The 21,610-nt window shown below is 66.3% G+C and carries 11 protein-coding genes; 10 read left to right on the forward strand and 1 reads right to left on the reverse strand.

Annotated elements, in window-relative coordinates; translation table 11 throughout:
• The first annotated feature begins 34 nt into the window (after positions 1 to 34).
• The 10 genes from AQ611_RS25635 to AQ611_RS16495 all read left to right on the forward strand — a co-directional run bounded on the left by AQ611_RS25635 (position 35) and on the right by AQ611_RS16495 (position 20,428).
• On the forward strand, positions 35 to 256 hold the full coding sequence (locus AQ611_RS25635; protein WP_146011757.1) for a hypothetical protein: 222 nt from the start codon (positions 35 to 37) through the stop codon (positions 254 to 256).
• Between the two features lie 672 nt (positions 257 to 928).
• On the forward strand, positions 929 to 2,086 hold the full coding sequence (locus tag AQ611_RS16455; protein WP_059515604.1) for an amidohydrolase family protein: 1,158 nt from the start codon (positions 929 to 931) through the stop codon (positions 2,084 to 2,086).
• A 22-nt stretch (positions 2,087 to 2,108) separates the two neighbouring features.
• Complete coding sequence (cimA, locus tag AQ611_RS16460; protein WP_180978119.1) at positions 2,109 to 3,860, forward strand: citramalate synthase; 1,752 nt, start codon at positions 2,109 to 2,111, stop codon at positions 3,858 to 3,860.
• Positions 3,861 to 3,862: 2 nt separating this feature from the next.
• On the forward strand, positions 3,863 to 5,707 hold the full coding sequence (gene asnB, locus AQ611_RS16465) for an asparagine synthase (glutamine-hydrolyzing) (RefSeq protein WP_069235394.1): 1,845 nt from the start codon (positions 3,863 to 3,865) through the stop codon (positions 5,705 to 5,707).
• Positions 5,708 to 5,818: 111 nt separating this feature from the next.
• Positions 5,819 to 7,093 (forward strand): hypothetical protein, encoded by a 1,275-nt coding sequence (locus tag AQ611_RS16470; RefSeq protein ID WP_146011758.1) that lies wholly within the window; start codon positions 5,819 to 5,821, stop codon positions 7,091 to 7,093.
• A gap of 21 nt (positions 7,094 to 7,114) precedes the next feature.
• Positions 7,115 to 15,673, forward strand: coding sequence for a type I polyketide synthase (locus tag AQ611_RS16475; protein ID WP_083237419.1), 8,559 nt, complete (start codon positions 7,115 to 7,117; stop codon positions 15,671 to 15,673).
• On the forward strand, positions 15,642 to 16,409 hold the full coding sequence (locus AQ611_RS16480) for a hypothetical protein (protein ID WP_146011759.1): 768 nt from the start codon (positions 15,642 to 15,644) through the stop codon (positions 16,407 to 16,409). The genes AQ611_RS16475 and AQ611_RS16480 overlap by 32 nt, the downstream gene beginning before the upstream one ends.
• Positions 16,410 to 16,498: 89 nt before the next feature.
• On the forward strand, positions 16,499 to 17,116 hold the full coding sequence (locus tag AQ611_RS16485) for a nitroreductase family protein (RefSeq protein ID WP_197517147.1): 618 nt from the start codon (positions 16,499 to 16,501) through the stop codon (positions 17,114 to 17,116).
• 60 nt (positions 17,117 to 17,176) lie between these two features.
• On the forward strand, positions 17,177 to 19,876 hold the full coding sequence (gene acnA / locus AQ611_RS16490; RefSeq protein ID WP_069235399.1) for an aconitate hydratase AcnA: 2,700 nt from the start codon (positions 17,177 to 17,179) through the stop codon (positions 19,874 to 19,876).
• 105 nt (positions 19,877 to 19,981) lie between these two features.
• On the forward strand, positions 19,982 to 20,428 hold the full coding sequence (locus tag AQ611_RS16495; RefSeq protein ID WP_069235400.1) for a PaaI family thioesterase: 447 nt from the start codon (positions 19,982 to 19,984) through the stop codon (positions 20,426 to 20,428).
• Positions 20,429 to 20,473: 45 nt separating this feature from the next.
• On the opposite strand, the gene AQ611_RS16500 is transcribed toward AQ611_RS16495, so the two are convergent.
• Positions 20,474 to 21,412, reverse strand: a complete 939-nt coding sequence (locus AQ611_RS16500; protein WP_083237420.1) for a LysR family transcriptional regulator — start codon at positions 21,410 to 21,412, stop codon at positions 20,474 to 20,476.
• Positions 21,413 to 21,610: the final 198 nt, after the last annotated feature.

Consider the following 21,610-nt stretch of genomic DNA (forward strand, 5'->3'; position numbering starts at 1 on the left):
ACGCGTTCCGGCTCGGAGCTGGCGTGACGTTTCAATGGATACCGGTTTTTTTAAAGGTGAGATTTTTCGGGAGCCGCTGGTTGGACGTTCGCTCGCCGTCGAAATCCTGCTGACGTGGGTTGGCGCATCACCCTTCGATGCTGAGCGGCAAACCGTGCATCGAGCCTATCAGGGCGTTGTATCGCCTGTGACCTTTTGGTCGAGTCTCGCGCGTGAGCGTGCGAGCAGCGTTGGGAAATTGCCGTTCGCGGGTTGAGCGCGCCGCCGCGAAGCCGCAAATGCACGCGTGGGGCCCGCGCAATGCGGGGCGACGGCGGCGCATCAGAGAGGGAAACAGGGTGCGAGATCCAATGAGACAAAACGGCCGAATCTTGAGACAAAACAAACTTTCACCCGATTTGGTTTCTGATTATTCTTTTTCCCGTCGATTGGCCGAGACGGTGTCAAATAAATCGGGATGGATTTTACTGACGCCAATAAACCGGAAAAAATGACGGTGTTTTTATGCTGTTCAAATAGTCGGATATTTGAAAGGGTGATGTTATCCGGAATTAGGACATCTTAAACGGAAAATTCATGCAAACGCGCTGCCGCGTGCCGGCGCGCGTTGGCTGACGGTCCGTGCCCGCGAACGCCATATGCCGTGATTCCCGCGTCCCTGATACCAGGGAGGCTGGCGGTCGCCATCGTGTTTTTTCTATCGGCCATTCGCACGTCGAGAGCTGGTTCGAGTGGTAAAGCCGTATCTCCTGTTATGACGGAGAGTTGTATTAAAAATAATCGGATCGGAATCAGAGCAATACGCCGAATCCGGGAATTAGGCGTTCCAATTCAGTTTATGAAAGTGATTGGCGAGTGTTTAGCTGGCCATGCTTCATAGATTATTTCTTGAGCACCTGATCTCAAACGCAAAATAGGACGAATTGCCATGACCTTCAATAGAATTTCCGCTGACTCGCATATCGACCTGCATTGGCTGCCGTCGGATTTATTCACCAAAAATGCCCGGTCCGATTTGAAAGACCGGATGCCGTTCGTGGTCGAAGCGGAAGATCCGTATTGGACGAACCACAAGAAAACCTGGCTGGGCTACGTGTGCGGCTTCGGTCCGTATGGCCAGAAATACGTGCCGGGCAGCAATGCGAAGATCGACATCATGGCTGCGACCGGCCTGTATCGGGATGCCGCGAACGGCCGCCGCCGCGTGAGCGATCCGGTGCTGCGGCAGGAGGACATGGATCTCGACGGAGTCGACGCCGACGTCGTGTACGGCCTTGCCGCCGAAACGCTGATGCGCATGGAAGATCCGGAAGCCGCGATCGAAATGTGCCGCATCTACAACGATTGGCTCGTCGATTTCTGCAAGGGCTCGAGCGGCCGGCTTTACGGCCTGGCCGCGTTGAATGATTCGGATGTGGACGCCGCCGTTCAGGAAGTACGCCGCATCGCCGAATATCGCAAGTCCGGCATCGTCGGCGTGAATCTCGCGATGAGCCGTGAGACGCGTCCGCTCTGGCATCCGAGCTGGGAGCCGCTGTGGCGCACGATCGCGGAATCGGGCTTGCCGCTGCACATTCACTGCTTCCGCTCGCTGCCGTTGACGCTCGAGGAAATCGACGTCCAGGGGCAAGCCAAGCGCGCCGCGTTCTTCACGAGCGTGACCGGCTTCCAGATGAGTCTCGTGCATCCGCTGGCCGCGCTGATCGGCTCGGGCGTGCTCGAGCGTCATCCGAACCTGCGCGTGGTGCTGGGCGAAAGCGGCCTGGGCTGGCTGCCTTACGTGCTCGAGCGGATGGATCACGAATTCAAGGGGCGTTTCCAGGATCTCGAACTGAAGATGCTGCCGAGCGAATACTGGCGGCGCCAGTGCAAGGCGTGCTTCCAGACCGACCGGATCGGCTTCAAGCTGGTCGAGGATCTTGGCGTCGAAACGCTGATGTGGGGCTCCGACTATCCGCACTCGGACGGCACGTGGCCCGAATCGGCCAAGGTGTTCGCCGAGCAGTTCAGCGGACTGTCGGACGACGTGATGCGCAAGATCACGTATGAGAACGCCGGCCATTTCTACGGCATCCTCAAAAACTGAGCGGCCGCATACCGGGGGCAGCATGATCAAGATCTACGACTGCACGTTGAGGGAGGGGGCTCAGGCGTCCGGAGTCTCCTTTTCGGTACAAGACAAGCTGCGAATCACGGAGCTGTTGGACGACATCGGGTTCACGTACACCGAGGGCGGATGGCCCGGCTCGAACGCCAAGGACACGCTCTTTTTCCAGGAGCTGAAGGCGCTGCCGCTGAAGAAGATCAAGGTCGTCGCCTTCGGGCGCACCAAGCGCGCGTCGAGCCGGGCGGAGGACGACGCGAGCCTCAACGCGCTCGTGCGCACCGGCATTCCTTACGGGCATATCTTCGGCAAGGGCTGGGATTTGCACGTGAGCGAGGTGCTCGGCATCTCGCCGGAAGAGAATCTCGAATCGGTGTACGAATCGATCCGCTTCCTCAAGAAGCACATGGAAGAGGTCAGCTTCGGCTTCGAGCATTTCTTCGACGCGTACAAGGAGAATCCGGCCGGCGCGATGAAGCTGATCGAGACCGCGGTTCAAGCCGGCGTCGATTGGATCGATCTGGCCGATACGAACGGCGGCTGCTTTCCGCACGAAGTGGCCTCGATCGTATCCACTGTCACCCGGTCGTTCGATATCGAGTTCGCCGTTCATTGCCATAACGATACGGGCTGCGGCGTCGCCAACACGATCGCCGCGGTGCAGAACGGCGTGAAGATCGTCGAGGGGACGGTCAACGGGTATTCCGAGCGCTGCGGGATGGCCGACCTCTGCACGGTCATTCCCAATCTGCAACTGAAACTCGGCTACCCGATCCTCGAGCCGGGCAAGCTGCAGCAATTGACGCGGCTGTCGCAGGAAGTCGCGGAGCTGTTGCAGGCCGAGCCGCCCGCGTTCCATCCGTATGTCGGATCGCTCGCGTTCACGCACAAGGCAGGCGTGCATGTCGACGGCTTCCTGAAGCTAAAGCGAACTTACGAACACATCGATCCCGCACTCGTCGGCAATCGCAGCGACATTGTCGTGTCGGAAGTTTCGGGCAAGAGCAACCTGAACAGCTTCCTGCGCAAGCATCGGCTCGACCATCTGTTCGCCGACCGCGATCTCGAAGGGCTCGTGCGGCTCGTCAAGGAACTCGAGTTCGGCGGTTTCGAATTCAACTCGTCCGAGGAATCGCTCGTCCTGATGCTGCTGCGGCATTGCGGGAAGACGAGCCGCCGTATCCAGGTGAACCGGCTGTCCGTCAAATTGGCGGACGAGGCCGCGCCGGACGCGGCCATTGGCGGCGCGATTTCCGCGTTGGCGGACAACCGCGCCGATCTGCCGGACTGGGGGGTGCCGATCGGCGCCAGCACGATCGAGTTCGACGGCGTTTTCGACTTTATGTCCGGCCGAGATCCGATCGTCGGCGAGCGCGTGCAATTTTCACTGACGAACGACAAGGCGTCGCTCAATCATCTGGTCGAGGGTTTCGTCGCACGCTGCAGCGAGTTTTTCCCCGAGCTGGCGGGCACGAGGCTCGTCGATTTCAAGATTCGCGCAATCAACGACCGCACGCGCCGCGTTCGCGTCGTGCTGGAGTTCACCGACGGTTCCCGGACGTGGAAGATGGGCGCGGTCAATTCGAGCGTCGCCAATGCCACGCTGAACGCGACGATCGAGGCGCTCGAGTATCGGCTGTGCATGGGCGATCTCGGCACGTTCACGCAGCCGGAGGCCAATCCGCAGACGCTTGGCAATCTCGTGTCGGCGGCCAGCGACAGCCGGCAATCCGCGTTCGCAGACAACGGGAGGTAATCATGTGCGGCATCACGGGCTGGGTGGACTGGGGTCACGATTTGCGCGAGCACGTCGCGACGTTGCGCAACATGACGGCGTGCCTCGTGCATCGCGGTCCGGATGCGTCGGGCGAATGGGTGAGCGCGCGCGCCGCGCTCGGCCATCGCCGTCTGTCGATCATCGATCCCGCCAACGGCGCGCAACCGATGGTGCGTCACGCGCGTCATCGCACCTTTGTCATTGCCTATAACGGCGAGCTTTACAACACGCCCGAATTGCGGCGCGCGCTGGAAAGCCGGGGTTGCCGGTTCGAGACGCATTGCGATACGGAAGTGCTGCTGCAGGCGTATATCGAATGGGGGCCGGCTTGCCTGGACCGTCTCAACGGCATTTTTGCGTTCGCCGTTTGGGACGAAAGCGACAAGCGTCTTTTCATGGCGCGAGACCGGATCGGCGTGAAGCCGCTGTTCTTCGCGAAACTGGATAGCGGCTTGCTGTTCGGCTCCGAGATGAAGGCGATTCTCGCGCATCCGCAGGTGTCGCGCGAAGTCAAGGTAGACGCGTTTCACGAGCTACTGTTTCTCGGGCCGGCGCGCACGCCGGGCTCCGGCGTGTTTCGCCAGATCGACGAACTGAAGCCGGGCTGGTGCCTGACGTACAGCCCGAGCGGAATCGAGACGTGGCAGTACTGGAAACTCGAAAGCCATCCGCATGAGGACAGCTTCGAGACGACCGTCGAGCGCGTGCGCGAGCTGGTGGTCGATGCCGTGACGAACCAGTTGGTGTCCGACGTGCCGGTGGGCACGATGGTATCGGGCGGGCTCGATTCCAGTTCGATCACCGCGATCTCCGCGGGCGTGTTCAAGGAAGCGGGCAAGCAGCTCGATACGTATTCGATCGATTTCGTCGACAACAGCACCCACTTCAAGCCGACCGATTACGTGCCCGACGAGGATGCGCCGTGGGCGGACAAGGTCACCCGCCATTTGCAGACGAATCACCGTCGCGTGTTGCTCGATACGTCCGAGTTGATTTCGCAGCTCGGCGCCGCGATGCGCTCGCGCGATCTGCCGGGGATGTGGGAAGTCGACGCGTCGCTTCAACTCTTTTGCCGCGAGATCAAGAAACATTCGACGGTGGTGCTGTCGGGCGAAACCGCCGACGAGATTTTCGGCGGCTATCGCTGGTTTCATCAGGCACGCGATTACGAAGTCGAGCGCTTTCCTTGGGTGCGCATGGTGGACGGCCGCGAGCGGCTGCTCTCGCCGGCGTTGCGCGACGGGCTCGATGCCGATGCGTTCGTGGCCGAGCATTATCGGCAGACCATCGCCGAATGCCCGGCATTACCGGGGGAGGAGCTGGGCGAGGCGCGCCGCCGCCAAATGTTCTACATCAACTTCACCCGCTGGCTGCCGATGATGCTCGATCGCAAGGACCGGGCGAGCATGGCCGAAGGGCTGGAAGTGCGCGTGCCGTTCTGCGATCACCGCATCGTCGAGTATCTGTGGAACGTGCCGTGGACCATGAAGAACGCCGGCGACCGTGAAAAAGGGCTGTTGCGGCATGCGATGCAGGGCATTTTGCCTGACGACGTGATCTGGCGGCCGAAGAGCCCGTTTCCGACCACGCACAACCCGAAGTATCTGCACGACGTGCGTGCGCTGCTGACCGAGCGGTTGCGCGATGCGGCGTCGCCGCTGCGGCCGCTGCTCGATGCGGCCGAACTGGACCGCGTGCTCGCCGCGCCCGACGACGAGGCGAGAGACCGGCACTGGTTCGGCATGTACGCGAAGGACGCGCAGTTCCTCGCCTATCTGTATCAGATCGACCTATGGATGTCGGAGTACCGGGTCTCGCTCGTGTGACGCCGCGAAGGCTCCGACGTCCTGCGACCAACATTGCGCGGCCGAACGCCCGTTGACGCGTTTGGCCGCGACATCGAAGAGGTGGACAACGTGCGTATCAAGGATGAACTTTTGAGCCGCGAAAGCGGCCTGAAAACCGTTTCGCTCGAACCGATCTGGACGCTGCGCGAGCAGTCGACGGAAATTTTCGACGCGCTGTCGGCCGTCGAGCCCGCGCTCAAGGACGTCTACGACCTGCTCGGCAGCGAATTGCCGGTGCAGCAGCAATGGGCGTTCGGCGACTACGGCCCGGTGTCGCGGCCGGATCGCCACGTCCGCGCGTTCTATCTCGATCTCGGCAAGCTCAAGAGCGTGCCGAACGGCCAGGGCTACATCGCGATCAAGGGCACCGAGCCGGTGTCCGAGAACTTCGGCAGCATCACGAAGCGCATGGGCGAGATGTGGAACATCTTCAGTTGGACGATCGGCGGACAGGCTCGCCACGTGCTCGAGGATCTGACGCTGATGAACCAGCTCGAACGTTTCCCGATCAGCGAGGGCAAGCCGCCGGGCGTGCATCCGCTGTGGGACGCGGACGACGAAGCGCGCTGCGCGCTTCAATTGCAGAGCGCGTATTACCGCCGCTTCGGGCGCCTGGCCCGGATTCCCACGCCGCTGTTCGTGTACCGCTGGCCGACCGAGGTGCGCGAGCGTGCGCTCGACGTGCTGCGTCCGCAACTGTCGCCGAGAACGGCCACCCTGGTCGAAGCGATGATCCGCGACGATCTGGGCGCTTACGTGTACTACTACCCGTCCTATCCGCTGCGCGCGATGCACGTGCGAGGCGGCGACGTGGGCCCGGAAGTGTCGTATGACAAGCGCCATTCGGTATTGCGTGAACTGTCGGACCCGGATACGGCGATTCAGCGCTGGATTCGCCTGACCGCCGAGTTTCTCGCGCTCGGCTGGATTCCGACCGATCCGTCGCACTTCGGCCGCGGCAATTGCCTGATGGCGCAGAACCTGGTGCTCGACGGCGGGATCGTCGACGTGAACAGCATCCGCCACGTGTCGACCATGCGTGCGCCCGGCGAGCTGGATTTCGCGGTGCGCCAGAGCGTGCGCGAGCTGACGCAGTCGATCAGCTGGTACTTGATCGGCACCGAAGCGGGCATTCCGTGGTTCCAGCGCATTTTCGTCGATGCGTTCGCGCAGGTTTGGGACGTTCTCAAGCGCGAGCTGGCCGATCTCGATGCGCCGGCGCAAATCCAGGCGGTCTTCGCGACCGGCGACGGCGCGTACCGCTCGCTCGACCGGCTGTTCCGCAACTACTTTGAGCTGAGCGCCTACCGGCCGCAAGACGCCGAGTCCAAGGAATACCGCCAACCGGCGCAGGGCCGCAACTGAACCGGAAGAGGAGTCTCTTTCATGCAGATCACCGCATCCACCTTGCGTCGCGATTTTGCCGATCTCGTCAGCGTGCTGCGCTGGCGGGGCGAGCACGAGCGCGAGCGCCGGGCGTTCACCTACGTCAGCGACGACAATCTGAGCGACGCGAAGACGCTTTCCTACGGCGAGCTTGATACCCTCGCGCGCGCGATCGGCGCGACGCTCGTGGCGCGCGGCGCGGCGGGCAAGCCCGTATTGCTGATCTTTGGGTCGGGGCTCGATTTCATCGCGGCGTTCTGGGGGTGCTTGTACGCCGGGGCAATGGCCGTGCCGCTCGCGCTGCCGGAGCGTGCGGGGCACGATGGCGCGCTCGCGCGCATCGAGGGCGTCGCGGGCGATGCAAAACCGCATTGCGCACTGACGACAGCCGATGCCGACGCGCAGCTCGCCACGCTGTTCGCCGCGTCGCCCGCGCTGCGCGATCTGCCGCGCATTGCGTCGGACCGGATCGAGCCGTCGCAGGCGAGCCGCTGGCAGGCGCTCGAGCCGAGCGGCGAGCGCATCGCGTGTTTGCAGTACACGTCCGGCTCGACGGGCACGGCCAAGGGCGTGATGCTTTCTCACGCCAATTTCCTCGCCAACAGCGAACGTTCGGCTGCGGGCTCCGGGTTCGCGAGCGACAGCGTGCTGGTGACGTGGTCGCCCATGTCGCACGCGGCCGGGCTCATGTATGGCGCGTGCCTGCCGGTCAGCATCGGTTTTCATGCGATCCATCTGGCGACGCAGTTGTTCATCGAGCAGCCGGTGCGCTGGCTGCGCGCGATTTCGCATTTTCGCGCGACGCATTCGGGCGGCCCGAACTTCGCGTATGACCTTTGCGTGCAGCGCGTGAAGCCCGAGCAGTGGCAGGCGCTTCGGCTCGACTGCTGGCGCAACGCGTACAGCTCGGGCGAGGCGGTGCGCGCCGAGACGCTGCGGCGCTTTGCCGAAGCGGCGGCGCCGAGCGGTTTCAACGCTGCCGCGTGTCAGCCGTGCTACGGCATCTCGGAAGTGACGATGCGGGTGGCCGAGGCGCCGGCGGGCCGGTTTCCGCTCGTGCGCAAGTTTGACGTCCACGCGCTGGGGCAAGGCCGGGCGATTGCCGTGGCCGACGGCGGCGCGTCGGACGAGGGCATCGAGGCGCTCGGCTACGGGCCGCTCGAGCGGCCCGGCCGCACGATCCGGATCGTCGATCCGCAAACGCTGCGCCGCTGCGAGGACGGCCAGGTCGGCGAAGTCTGGCTGTCCGGCGCGGACGTCGCGCTCGGCTATCTGAACCGGCCCGACGACAGCGAGCAGATTTTCCGCGCGACGCTCGCGGACGATACCGGCGCCTATCTGCGTACCGGCGATCTCGGCGTCGCATTCGACGGCGAACTGTTCCTGGTCGGACGCCTGAAGGAGTTGATCATCATTCGCGGCGCGAATCATTTTCCGCAAGACATTGAGCAGGATGTCGAGCGCGCTGCCGCGCAGGCCGGCGTCGAACGCGCGGCCGCGTTTTCGCATCTGGTCGCCGGCGAGGAAGTGCTCGTCGTGGCCGCGGAGCTGGCGGCCGACGCGCTCGGCCGCACGGACGAGGCTGTGGCGGCGATCCGCGAAGTGGTGAGCCGCAAGCACGGCCTGCGGATTCGCGACATCGTGTTCGTCGCGTCGGGATCGCTGCCGCGCACCGGCAGCGGCAAGCTGCAGCGCACGCTGTGCCGCGCCCGCTATATTGCCGGCGAGCTTGACGCGATCGCGCGCGCGCCGCGCCGCAGCGCGCGGGCGGCGGAATATGCGCAGCGCGCGCGCGCCGATCTGCGCGCCTATATCCGTCGCGCGCTTGCCGAGCGCGTGGATCTGCCGGAAGACGAAATCGGCGATCGTCCGTTTGCCGAATACGGGCTCGATTCGCTCGGGCTCGTGAGCTTGGCAGGCGAGCTGAGCGAGCATCTCGGCTGGCCGTTGCCGCCTGTCGCGCTGTATGACCACCCGAGCGTCGACGCGCTGGTCCGGTATTTGACCGAGCGCGACACGGCCGCACCGAGCGCGCCCGCCGCCGTGCCGGCGGTTCGCCGGTCGAGCGATACGGCCGCACCGGTGGCGATCATCGGGATGTACATCCGGTTTCCGGGCGGCGAGGGCCTCGACGATTATTGGCGGCTGTTGAGCGAAGGCATCGATGCCGTGACGGAGGTGCCCGCGTCGCGTTGGGACGCCGATGCGTTATACGATCCCGAGCCGGGCGCGCCCGGCAAGACCAATAGCCGCTGGGGCGGATTCGTCGACGGCGTCGACCAGTTCGACCGCGAGCTGTTTGGCCTGTCCGAGCGGGCCGCGACCGACACCGATCCGCAACACCGGCTGCTGCTGGAGGCGGCCTGGGCCGCGATCGAGGATGCGGGCATCGCGCCGGCGGCGCTTGCCGGCAGTCCGACCGGCGTGTTCGTCGGAATCTCGCAATCGGATTACGGCCGCATCACGCTCGCGCGCACCCACGATTCCAGCCCGTTCGTATCGACTGGCGCGAGCCCGGCCGTCGCCTCCGGGCGGCTGTCGTACACGTTCGATCTGCACGGGCCGAGCATGTCGATCGATACCGCGTGCTCGTCGTCGCTCGTCGCCGTGCATCATGCGTGCCGCGCGATCGCGAACGGCGAATGCGGCCTTGCGCTCGCGGCGGGCGTCAACCTGATCCTCACGCCGGAGCGCACCATCTCGCTGAGCCATGGCACGTTTTTCTCGCCCGACGGCAAATGCAAGCCGTTCGATGCGAGCGCGAACGGTTACGTGCGCTCGGAGGGCGTCGGCGTGGTGCTGCTCAAGTCGCTCGACGAAGCCGTGCGCGACGGCGACCGGATCTACGCGGTGATCCGCGGCAGCGCGGTGAATCAGGACGGCAAGACCAACGGCCTCACCGCGCCGAACGGCCTCGCGCAACGCGAAGTCGTGCGCGCCGCGTTGCGCAGTGCGGGCCTGCGGCCGCGCGACGTGCATTACGTGGAGGCTCACGGCACCGGCACGGCGCTGGGCGATCCGATCGAAGTCGAGGCGCTCGGCGCGGTATTCGCATCGGACGGCCCGAGAGCCGCGCCGCTTGCGATCGGCTCGCTCAAATCGAATATCGGCCATCTGGAGGCGGCGGCCGGCATCGCCGGGCTGATCAAGGCCGCGCTGTGCCTGCATCGGCATACGCTGGTGCCGACGCTGCATCTCAAGACGCTCAATCCGAACATCCGGTTCGCCGAGCTGCCGATCGTCGTGCAGCAGCGCACCGAGCCGTGGCACGTCGAGTCTGCGCGCGTCGCGGGCGTGAGTTCGTTCGGCTACAGCGGCACGAACGCGCATGTGACGCTCGCGCAAGCGCCCGAGCCCGCGCCGGACGCGCCCGCGGCCCGCGATGCCGATGCCGCCGCCGATGCGCGCGCGCCGCACGCCGTGCGCTCGCGGCACGTGCTGACGCTTTCCGGCGCGAACGAAGGCGCGGTGCGCGAACTGGCGGCCCGCTATGCCGAGTATCTGACGCACGCGGATGCGGCGCAGCTTGCCGACGTGTGCTTCACCGCCGCGACGGCGCGCTCGCATCTGCCGTATCGGCTCGCGGTGGCGGGCGCGACAAGTGCCGATATGGCCGGCGCGCTGCGCTCGTTTGCCGAAGGCCATGCGCGCGCCGGCTCGTCGTTCGCCCGCGTGCCCGCCGGGGCCGCGCCGAAGATCGCGTTTCTCTACACGGGCAGCGGCGCGCAATATGCGGGAATGGGCCGCGATCTCTACGATACCGAGCCCGTGTTTCGCGACGCCCTCGATCGCTGCGAGCGCATCCTGTCGGACGTGCTGGATTTCCCGCTGACCTCGGTGATGTTCGGCGAAGGTGTCGACAAGACGTTGATCGACGAGCTGGCGTACCTTCAGCCCGCGCTGTTCGCGTTCGAATACGCGATGACCGAGCTGTGGCGCTCGTGGGGCATCGAGCCGCACGTCGTCATCGGGCACAGCCTCGGTGAGCTTGTCGCGGCCTGCGTCGCCGGCGTGTTCGATCTGGAGGACGGGCTGCGGCTCGTCGCCACGCGCGGGCTACTGATGCAATCGGTGCCGCAAAAGGGCGAGATGCTGTCGATCGTCGCGGATCTTGCGCGCGCGCAAGAGGCGGTGCGCGCGTATCCGGACGAGCTGGCGATCGCCGCGCTCAACGGGCCGCAAAGCATCGTGATTTCGGGCACGGGCGCGGCCATTGGCGCCGTGCAGGCGCAACTGGAGGCCGAAGGCGTCAAATGCACGCGCTTGCAGGTGTCCGGCGCCGCGCACTCGGCGCTGATGGACCCGATCCTCGATCAGTTCGAAGCCGTTGCGTCGCGCGTGACATTCCGGCCGCCGCGCATCTCGGTTATCTCCAATTTGACGGGCACCGTTGCATCGGCCGAATACATCTGCTCGCCGAAGTATTGGCGGCGGCATATCCGCGATACCGTGCGCTTCGCGCAAGGCATCGAGACGCTGCTCGACAGCCGGTGCGACATCGTGATCGAAGTCGGGCCGCGTCCGACGCTGCTCGGCCTCGCGCGCGAAATCGCGGGCGACGCGCAAGGCGTGTGGCTGCCGTCCGTTCACAAGGGGCGCGGCAGCGATGAGCAACTGGCCGAGAGCCTGGGCGCGGTTTATGCGCACGGCGGGCCGGTCGATTGGTCCGCGTTCTATCCGCGCGAGCGCCATCGGCGCCTGCCGGTGCCGACCTATCCGTTTCAGCGCCGCCGCTATTGGGTCAGCGACGATCGGCCGGCCGCCGCGCGCGCGCCGGCGGTGCGGGCCGGCGGCGCGGGCCATCCGCTGCTGGGCCAGCCGCTCGGCATCCTCGGCGCGTTCGAGCAGCCGCTGTCCGCGCTGCCTGCGTTCATCGGCGAACATCACGTGTTCGGCCGCGTGGTATTTCCAGGCGCGGGCTTCATCGAAACGGCGCTGGCGCTGGCGCGCACGCGCTGGGGCGCGGCAACGTACCGGCTGTCCGACGTGAATCTGATGGCGGCGCTCGTCGTCGGCGACGCCGACGAGCGGCATCTGCACATTCATGCGCTTGCCGACGGCGACGATACGCTGCACGTGCGCATCTTCAGCGGCACGCCCGGCGGCGGAGAGCAGGCGGCGGGCGACAGCGTGCCGCCGAGCGAGCATGTGCGCGTCGACGTACAGCGCGCCGGCGACGCCACGCCGTCGCACATCGATTGGGCCGCATTGCGTGCGCGCTGCGACGAGCGCGTGTCCGCCGCCGACCAGTATCAAAGCCTACACAAACTCGGCTTGCAGATCGGGCCGGCGTTTCAGGGCATGCGCGAGATTTGGCGCGGAGATGGCGAAGCCGTTGCCGAAATCGAGCTGGACGACGCGCGAAGCCGCGAGATCGGTCAGTATCTGATCCATCCCGCGATGCTCGATTGCGGCTTTCAATTGAGCGGCGTCGCACAGCGCGTGATGCAGGGATTGTCGGTGCCGGTCGGCGTCGAGCGCATCACGTTTTTCGCGTCTCCCGGCAAGCGCGTTCGCTGCCATGCGCGGATTCGCGAGCAGCAGGGGCCGCACATCAAATCGGATGTCCGTTTCTTCGATGCGGACGGCCGCTTGCTGATCGAGATCGAAGGCTATGTCAAGCGCGCGGTTCGGCCCGAAACGCTGATTGGCGCATCCGCCGATTGGGCGCGTTGGGTCTGGCAACAGGAGTGGAGCCCTGCTGCCGCCGTCAGAGTCGCGGCGCGCGCACCGGCGGCCGGCGGCCGCCACTGGCTGGTGCTGGCGCGCGGCGAGTTCGCGGCGGGCCTGCAGCGCTCGCTCGCGGCCGCGGGCGATGCTTGCACGCTGGTCGTGCACGGCGATCACTACGCGCGGCTGCGTGACGGCCGTTTCGTCGCAACCGGAAACGACGCGGACGAATTCGAGCAGATCGTGCGGCAGGCGGCGCACAGCGGGCCGGTGACCGATATCGTCTATGCGTGGCCGGTCGACGCCGACGCCGACGCCGACGCGGGCGACGGGCCGCACGATTGGCGCCGATCGCTCGAGACGAACGGCCGCGCAGCGTTGCACGTCGTGCAGGGCGCGCTCGCGTACATGGACAAGAGCGGCGCCGCGCTGCGCATATCGTTCGCGACTCGTGGCGCGCAACCTGCCGGCGCCGCGCCGGTGGCGTTCGATCAGGCGCCGCTTTGGGGTTTTGCGCGCGTCGTCAGGCGCGAGCATCCGGAGCTTGAAGGCCGCTTGATCGACCTCGATCCGCAACACACGGTCGACGCTCAGGCCGATTGGCTCGCGAACGAGCTGCGCGATGCGCCGGCCGGCGCTCAGGATGGCGCAGGCGCGGAAGTGGCGGTGCGCGCCGGCACGCGCTATACACCGCGGCTCGCGCGTTTCCGGCCGGGCGCGGCGGTGCCGGAGAACCGCGTGCGGCCTGACGCGACCTATCTCGTCACCGGCGGGCTGAGCGGGCTGGGTCTTGCTGCTGCGCGGCGGCTCGTCGAGCGCGGCGCCCGCGCGCTCGCGCTCGTCGGACGGCGCGGCAGCACGCAGGAGGCCGAGCCGGTGCTGCAATGGATGCACGCGCAGGGCGCGCGCGTTTCGGTGTACCGCGCCGACGTGTCGCGCGCCGACGACGTGGCGCGCGTGCTTGCCGACGTGCGCCGCACGCTGCCGCCGCTGCGCGGCGTGATGCACTGCGCGGGGCTGACGGCCGACGGCGCGCTCGAACGGCAGACATGGGCGGGCTTCAACGACGTATTCGGTCCAAAGGCGGATGGCGCATGGCATCTGCACCAGGAAACGCTCGCCGATACGCTCGACTTCTTCGTGCTGTTCTCGTCGAATTCCGCACTTGTCGGCTTGGGCGGTCAGGCGAATTACGCGGCGGCGAACGCGTTCCTCGACGCTTTCGCGCATTACCGGCTCGCCCACGGGCTTCCCGCGCTCGCGATCAATTGGGGGCCGTGGGCCGAGGTCGGCCTGGCCGTGCGCGCGAAGCTCGCGAAAGAGCGCTTGACGATCGATCCGCGCATCGGGCTGCAGGTGCTCGACGGCCTGCTCGATGCCGGCGCGAACGTGCCGCAAGTCGTGGTGCCGACCACCACGGCGCAGAACAGCCCCGCTTCCACCCAGGCCCCGGCGGCCACCGCCTTGCTTGAGCGGCTCGCCAGCATGGGGCCCGACGAGCGGCTCGCGGCGCTGCGCGAATTCGTGCGGGAATCGGTCGCGGCGGTGTCGGGCAAGGCGGTGGGTGACGTTCCCGACGATCAGCCCGTCGTCGATCTCGGGCTCGATTCGCTGATGACCGTCGAATTGCGGCTGAAGCTCGGCAGCGCGATGGGCGGCAAGCGATTGCCGAGCACGTTCACGCTCAATCATCCGAGCGTCGCCGCGATGGCCGATCAACTGATGCGCGATTTGCCGGCGCTCGCGCCGCAAGCACAGGCGCGGGCCGATGGTGCAATTGCCGGCGGCGCGCACGCCGGCGCGGCGGGCGGCCAGACGCCGGAGCGCGCGGGCGCCGCTGGCGGTGCGGCGGCGGGCGAGGCGTCCAACGTGGTGTCGCTGCCGGGCGATGCGTCGAAGACGCCGCTCGTGCTGGTTCACGGCATGGGCGGCTATGCATGGTCCTACTTGCCGTTGCGTCAGTACCTCGGGGACCGGCCGATCACGCTGCTCAACAAGGTGCTCGGCGGCGAGACGCTGCCCGAATACGTCGCTTTGCTGGTGGAGACGCTCAGGAGCCGCCAGCCGCATGGCCCTTATCTGCTGGGCGGCTGGTCCGCTGGCGGACGCCTGGCGTTCGAGGTGGCGGCGTTGCTCGAGCGCCAGGGCGAGCGCGTGCTCGGCGTGCTGATGTTCGACGTTTATCGGCAGACGGGCGTGCGGCTCGAGAAATTCATCGAAGCGCGCAAGCTGATGGATGCCGATCCGTCGCACGATGCGCTCGCGGGTATGCATCCGATCGAGCGCCTGGTCACCGTGTTCGGCACGGACATCCGGCTCGCGAGCGCCAGCGACGTCTTGCATCTCGCGCGGCTCGTGCTGCCCCACGTATCCGCGCCGCCGCAGCTCGCGAGCGCCGGGATGGCGCAAACGGCGCAATGGTTCCTCGATCAGCTCGCCGAGAACGGACGTGGTCTGATGCTGCCCGATCCGAGCGGCGAGACGACCGAGGCGCTCGAAACGCTGTTCACGATCCGGCGTTTCTACCGGATGACGATGGGCGAAATCGACGGACCCGTCACGCTGGCGGCGCGCGCATTCTCGATCAACGTCGAGGGCAACGTGTTCTCGCGCGGCTGGGAGCGGCACTTCGCCGAGCCGATCCGCGAGCTGGACGTGCGCATCGACGCTGTCGAGGCGCCGCAGCTCACGCCGTTCTCGCGTTTTGCCGAGCACATCGCGCTGTTCGATCGCGAAAACGTGCAGCGCTTCGGGCCGCAGGTGGCAGAGTTTGTCGCGTCGCTCGACGGCGACACGTCCGGCAAGCACGACGCCGGTTCGCAACAAGCGGACGGTCCGCGAAAAGAGGAGGAGCGCAATGCGACAGTCATTCTTTCTGACCACGCTTGAGGCGGCCACGCGCGGGCTTGCGCCCGAAGCCCGGCTCGCGCATCCGTTTCTGCGTGAACGGATCGAGGGCGCGGACGCGGTCGTGCGCAGCCTGGGTCATCTCGAGGAGGCGCTCGGCGACGAAGCCAGCGCGTACCTCGAATTCCGTGGCGACGCCGCCGCTGCCGTGGCATGGCGCGCCGGCAAGCCGGATCGGCGCATCGAAGGCGTGACGCTCGCGCTGATCAACGCCGATGGGATGATCGACGACGTGCGCGTCGCGGTGCGGCCGCTGCAATGGCTCGGTCCCTGGCGGGACCGGTTGCGGCGCGTGATGACGGCATGGAACGAGGAGCGCACGCTCGATCCGGTCGGCTCCGCCGAGGCGGCCGACAGCGAGCCCGTGCCCCGGCGGCTGCCGTTTCCGTTGAGCGACGAGGCCGTGTTCCACGGCCCGGCGTTCGTGCGGCCGGTGTACGGAGCGGCCGCCGTGTCTCACGTGCTCGGTCATGCGGGCGCGGTGTACGGCGAATGCGAATACGGCCCGGCGTTGCGCAACGGCGCGCATTTTCTGCGGGCCTTCACGTCGAAGCGCTTGCCGCTCGAAATCGTCAGCATCGCGCATCTCGATAGCGACGAGCGCATCGACGAATGGACCGCCTTCATGCAACCGTGGCCGAGCATGGTGTTGTTTCGCGATCATCTCAGAAGCCGCTTAGGCGGCTATCTGGATGCGTCGTTTTACGGCGACGCGTAGCGTCCGCGGCGCGGCGGCGCACCGGCGGGCCATTCCGGTGCGCCGCTGCCGCGGCAAATTTCAGCCGGCCGCCGTCGGCACGATGACGCATGCAAACGAAATCCCACGAGGCTGATTCGCTCATGACCGATTTTCTTGCTCCTCTTCTCAAGCGGCGCTCCACGCCGATTCGTCAACTTGGCGGCTCAGCCCCCGATCCTGCGACGCTGAATCGTCTGCTGGAGGCCGCCATTCGCGTGCCGGATCACGGCAAGCTCGAACCGTTTCGGCTGATTCTGCTCGAAGGCGAGGCCAAGCTGGACTTCGGCGAGCGGCTCGTCGAACGGGCGCTGCGCCGGGAGCCCGGATTGTCCGCCGCTCAGCAGGAAAAAGAGCGGCTGCGCTATACGTTCGCGCCGCTCGTAATCGCCGTGATCGCGCGTATCGATCCCGCGCACAAGGTGCCGGCGCTGGAGCAGCAGCTCAGCGCCGGCTGCGTCGCGTACAACCTGCTGCTCGGCGCATCGCAGATCGGGCTCGGCGCGCAATGGCTGACGGGCTGGGCGGCTTACGATCCCGAAGTCGCCGCGTTGCTGGGCCTGATGCCGAACGAACAGGTGATCGGTTTCGTGCACCTGGGCGACGCGCGCGGCGAGCTGCCCGAGCGCAGCCGGCCGGAGCTGGGCAAGCTGGTGAGCCGATGGAAGCCGGCGACGGTCACCGCGTAAGACAAGGCGGCCTATTCGATCCGATCCGATTCGCGCACGCCTCCTGACAGATCACGCTCCATGACGCACTTCAGCCATTTCCATCAGACGTTTCCCATGCCGCTGCCGGACGGCTCGCGCGCACGCTTCGTGTCGCTGCGCGAGGTGGCGCGCAGCCATGCGCAGGTGAGCCGCTTTCCGGCGTCGATACGCATCCTGCTAGAAGCCGCATTGCGCCGCTGCGACGGCACGGCCGCCACGGCGCAACAAGCGCACGCGATACTCGACTGGCGTCCGGGGTGCAGCCACGACATCGCGCTCTGGGTGTCGCGCGTGCTGCTGCAGGACGCATCCGGCATTCCGCTGTTAGGCGACCTCGCGGCCATGCGCAGCGCGGCCGTGCGGGCGGGCGCGCGGCCACAGGCCGTTCAGCCGGCGTTGCCGGTGGATCTCGTCATCGATCATTCGGTCGTCGTCGACGCCTATGGCGATGCGCACGCGCGGCAGGCCAATCTCGCCGCCGAACATCGGCTCAATGCCGAGCGCTTCGAGTTCGTCAAATGGGCCGCGCAGGCGTTCCGGAACGTGCGCGTGGTGCCGCCGGGGCGCGGTATCGTTCATCAGGTCAACCTCGAGTTTCTCGCTGACGTGGTCGTGCAGCGCGACGGCTGGATTTATCCCGAAACGATTGTCGGCACCGATTCGCACACGACGATGATCAACGGCCTGGGTGTGCTCGGCTGGGGCGTGGGCGGCCTCGAGGCCGAGATCGCGCTGCTCGGCGAGCCGCTTTATCAGCGCGTGCCGGATGTCGTCGCGGTGCGGCTGACGGGGCGGCCCGACGGCCGGGTGTATGCGACCGATATCGCACTGCACCTGACGCACGCGCTGCGCGAATTCGGCGTGGTCGGCAAATTGCTCGAATTTGTCGGTCCGGGGGCGCGCGGCCTGTCGCTGCCGGATCGCGCGACGATCGCGAACATGGCGCCGGAGTATGGCGCGACGAGCGCGTATTGGGGGATCGACGACGCCACGCTCGCCTACTTGCGGCAAACCGGGCGCTCGGCCGAGCAGGTCGAGATGATCCGAGCGTACTGCATCGAGCAGGGGCTGTTCGGGATTCCCGATGCCGAGCCGTTCGATTATTCGGCGGTCGTCGATGTCGATTTGTCCGGCGTACGGCCCACGCTGGCCGGTCCATCCCGGCCGCATCAGAAGCTCACGCTCGCGCAGGTGAGCGCCAGCAGCGCCGCCGCCGGGCGCCCGGCGCAGGCACCCGCCCGGCTCGATCACGGCGCCGTCGTGCTGGCCGCGATCACGTCCTGCACCAACACCGCCAATTCGGCGGCGATGCTGGCGGCCGGCCTGCTCGCGCAACGCGCGCTTGCGCGCGGATTGCGCCCGCCATCCTATGTGAAGACCGTGCTCGCGCCCGGCTCTCGCGCGGTGACGCGCTACCTCGAGCGCGCCGGCTTGCTCGACGCGTTGCAGCGGCTCGGCTTTTTCGTCGCCGCATACGGGTGCGCGTCGTGCGTCGGCAATACCGGCGCGCTTGCCGAGGGCGTCGAAGCGGCTATCGGCGAGCGCGATTTGTCGGTGGCGGCGGTGCTGTCCGGAAATCGGAACTTCGACGGAAGAATCCACCGGTCGATCAAAGCCAATTATCTGGCGAACCCCGCGCTCGTCGTCGCTTATGCGTTGGCGGGCACCATTTCCATCGACTTCGATACGCAGCCGCTCGCGTTCGATTCGTCGGGGGCGCCCGTTTTCCTCGCGCAGCTGTGGCCGGACAAATCGGAAATCGCTGCGCTTGTCGGCGAGGTGGTCGATGAGCGCGCTTATGCCGGTCTCTATCCGCGCGAACCCGGCGGCGCGCTGCGCGAGCGCGGCGACGTCGGCGACAACCCCGGCGATCGCAACATCCACGCCGATTCAGATCCGGACGCCGCGTGGCAGCAAATCGAAGCCCCGGTGGGCATGGTGTTCCAGTGGCGCAAAACGTCCGGCTATTTCGTCGAGCCGCCGTTCTTCGAGCGGGTGTCCGGCGTGTCGGCGCCATTCGGCCCGATTCGCGGCGCGCGCGTGCTGGGCGTGTTCGGCGACAACGTGACGACCGACCACATCAGCCCGGTCGGCGAGATCGCCGCCGATAGCGACGCGGCACGCTATCTGCGCGAGCAGGGCGTGGCGCCGCACGAATTCAACAGCTACGGCGCGCGCCGCTGCAATCACCACGTGATGATCCGGGGCACGTTCGCGAATCCGCGCCTGCAAAACCGGCTGACGGGCCTCGGCGCCGGCCCTCTCGCGCGTTCGGCGCGCGACGGCGCGGTGCGCAGCCTGTTCGACGTCGCGATGGAAAATCTCGCCGACCGCGCGCCCAGCGTGATCGTCGCCGGCGCGCTCTACGGTTGCGGCAGCGCGCGTGACTGGGCGGCGAAGGGCACGTCGCTGCTCGGCGTCGCGGCGGTGGTGGCCAAGAGCTTCGAGCGCATCCATCGCAGCAATCTCGCGCTGATGGGCGTGCTGCCGGTCGAGATCGGCGCGTCGGGCGCGCTCGACGCGCTGGCGTGGGATGGCTCCGAGCGCGTCGATATCGAATTCGATTCGGCCGCGCGCGCGCCGCGTCCGCCCGCGACCGTCACGGTCAGCCGCAACGGAGACGAAATCGCCAGAGTTGTCGGCACGCTGCGCATCGATACGGCGGCGGAATGGCGCTACGTGCGCGAAGGCGGCGTGTTGCGCGCGATCTTTGCGAAAAGCATCGCGCCGCGCGATTGAACGACGCCGCCGCCCGCGCGTTTTGCGCATCGAATCCGGCGTACCATTACGCTCTGGAATCGACGCCGTCAATCCGAATGGCCGATTAACGCGCAGAGGCTGAGCATGGCTCCAATCCCGATGTCCGGACTGCAGATGTTGCGCGCGGCGGCGGCCGGCGAATTGCCGCACGCCCCGATGTGGACGACAACGCCGATGCGCGCGGAACTCATCGAAGCCGGCTACGTAAAAGTGACCGCTCGCGCCGACGAGCGGCACCTGAATTCGCAGGGCGCCGTGCACGGCGGTTTTGTGGCGACCGTGCTCGATACGGTTACGGGCTGCGCCGTTCACACGATGCTCGATGCCGGCGTCGGCTACGCGACGATCGATTTGAACGTCAAGATGCTGCGTCCGGCGCCGCAGTCTGTCGACCTGATTGCCGAGGGCAAGGTCGTTCACTTGTCCAGAAGCCTGGGCGTGGCCGAGGGCGTACTGTCGACGGCGGACGGCAAGAAGATCGCATTGGCAACCGCCACCTGCTTTATCCGGCGGGCGGACGCTGCACGATAGCGGGGCCGCTCGCCGGGCAGCGCGTTCGTTGATTGGCCGCGCCGGTCACGCGACCGTCTCCGCCGCGCTTTGATCAGAACGGTTGTTGGAATCGTGCCCGTCGTTGCGCACGAATTCGTTCAGGTGATCGACGAACGCGCGCACTTTCGGCGGAAAGTATTGCGACGGATAAACGAGATCGATGCCGACGCACGGCAACCGGTAGTCGTCCAGCAGGCTGGCGAGCGTGCCGCGGGCGAGATCGTCGTTGACCAGATAGCGCGGCAGGATCGCGATCCCCATCTCCAGTAGCGCGAACTGCCGCAGCATATCCGCGTTATTGGTTCGCGCGGCGTTGTTGAAGCTCACGCGCACCGGCCCGTGTGGCCCGGAGAATTCCAATTGATCCACGTGCCGCTCGCATGGCAGATGCAGCCACGCGTGCGTCGACAATTCCGCGGGATGACTCGGCAGGCCGTATCGGCGCAGATAGCCCGGCGATGCGCAAACCGTCATGTGATGGGTGATCAAACGGCGCCTGACGATGCGGTCGCCCGTCGTCTGCCTGCCGGTGAGCAGGCCCACGTCGAAGCGCTCGTCGATCAGGCTGACCTGCCGGTCCGTCAGCGTGACGTCCAGCGTGACCTGCGGATAGCGTTGCGTATAAGCATTGAGCATCGACGAAAAGCCGTGCAGCCCGAACGTGACCGGCGCCACGATACGCAGCGTGCCTGCAGGTGGGTGCGAGTTGGTCGCGACCAATTGCTCGGCGCGCTCGATATCTCGAAGCACTTCGCGCACACATTCGAGATAGGCCCGCCCCTGCTCGGTCAGGGACAGACGTCGCGTGCTGCGCTGGAACAGGCGGGCGTTCAGATGATGCTCGAGCGACGCGATCTGCCGCGTCGCCAGCGAGTTGGAGATATTCATTGACTTCGCGGCCCGGGAATAATTGCCGAGTTCGGCGATCCGGACGAAGGTACGTATCGACTGTAAGTAGTCCATTGGACAGTCCCTGTCTCTATTTTTGGCCGCAAGCGGGCCGCGGTCGCTTCGCGGTCCGCTGCGGGCTGGGTGGTGGCCGGGAGCCATCGGACGCGGTTGCGCTTCCCGATGGTTCTTGACGGATTAGGTCGAGCGTCCTAGTATGCAGGCATTGTAGGACGAGAATCCTAATTTCGCTGCGCAAAATCAGGGCAACAC

This window comes from Burkholderia singularis, from assembly GCF_001718875.1.
GTDB lineage: Bacteria > Pseudomonadota > Gammaproteobacteria > Burkholderiales > Burkholderiaceae > Burkholderia > Burkholderia singularis.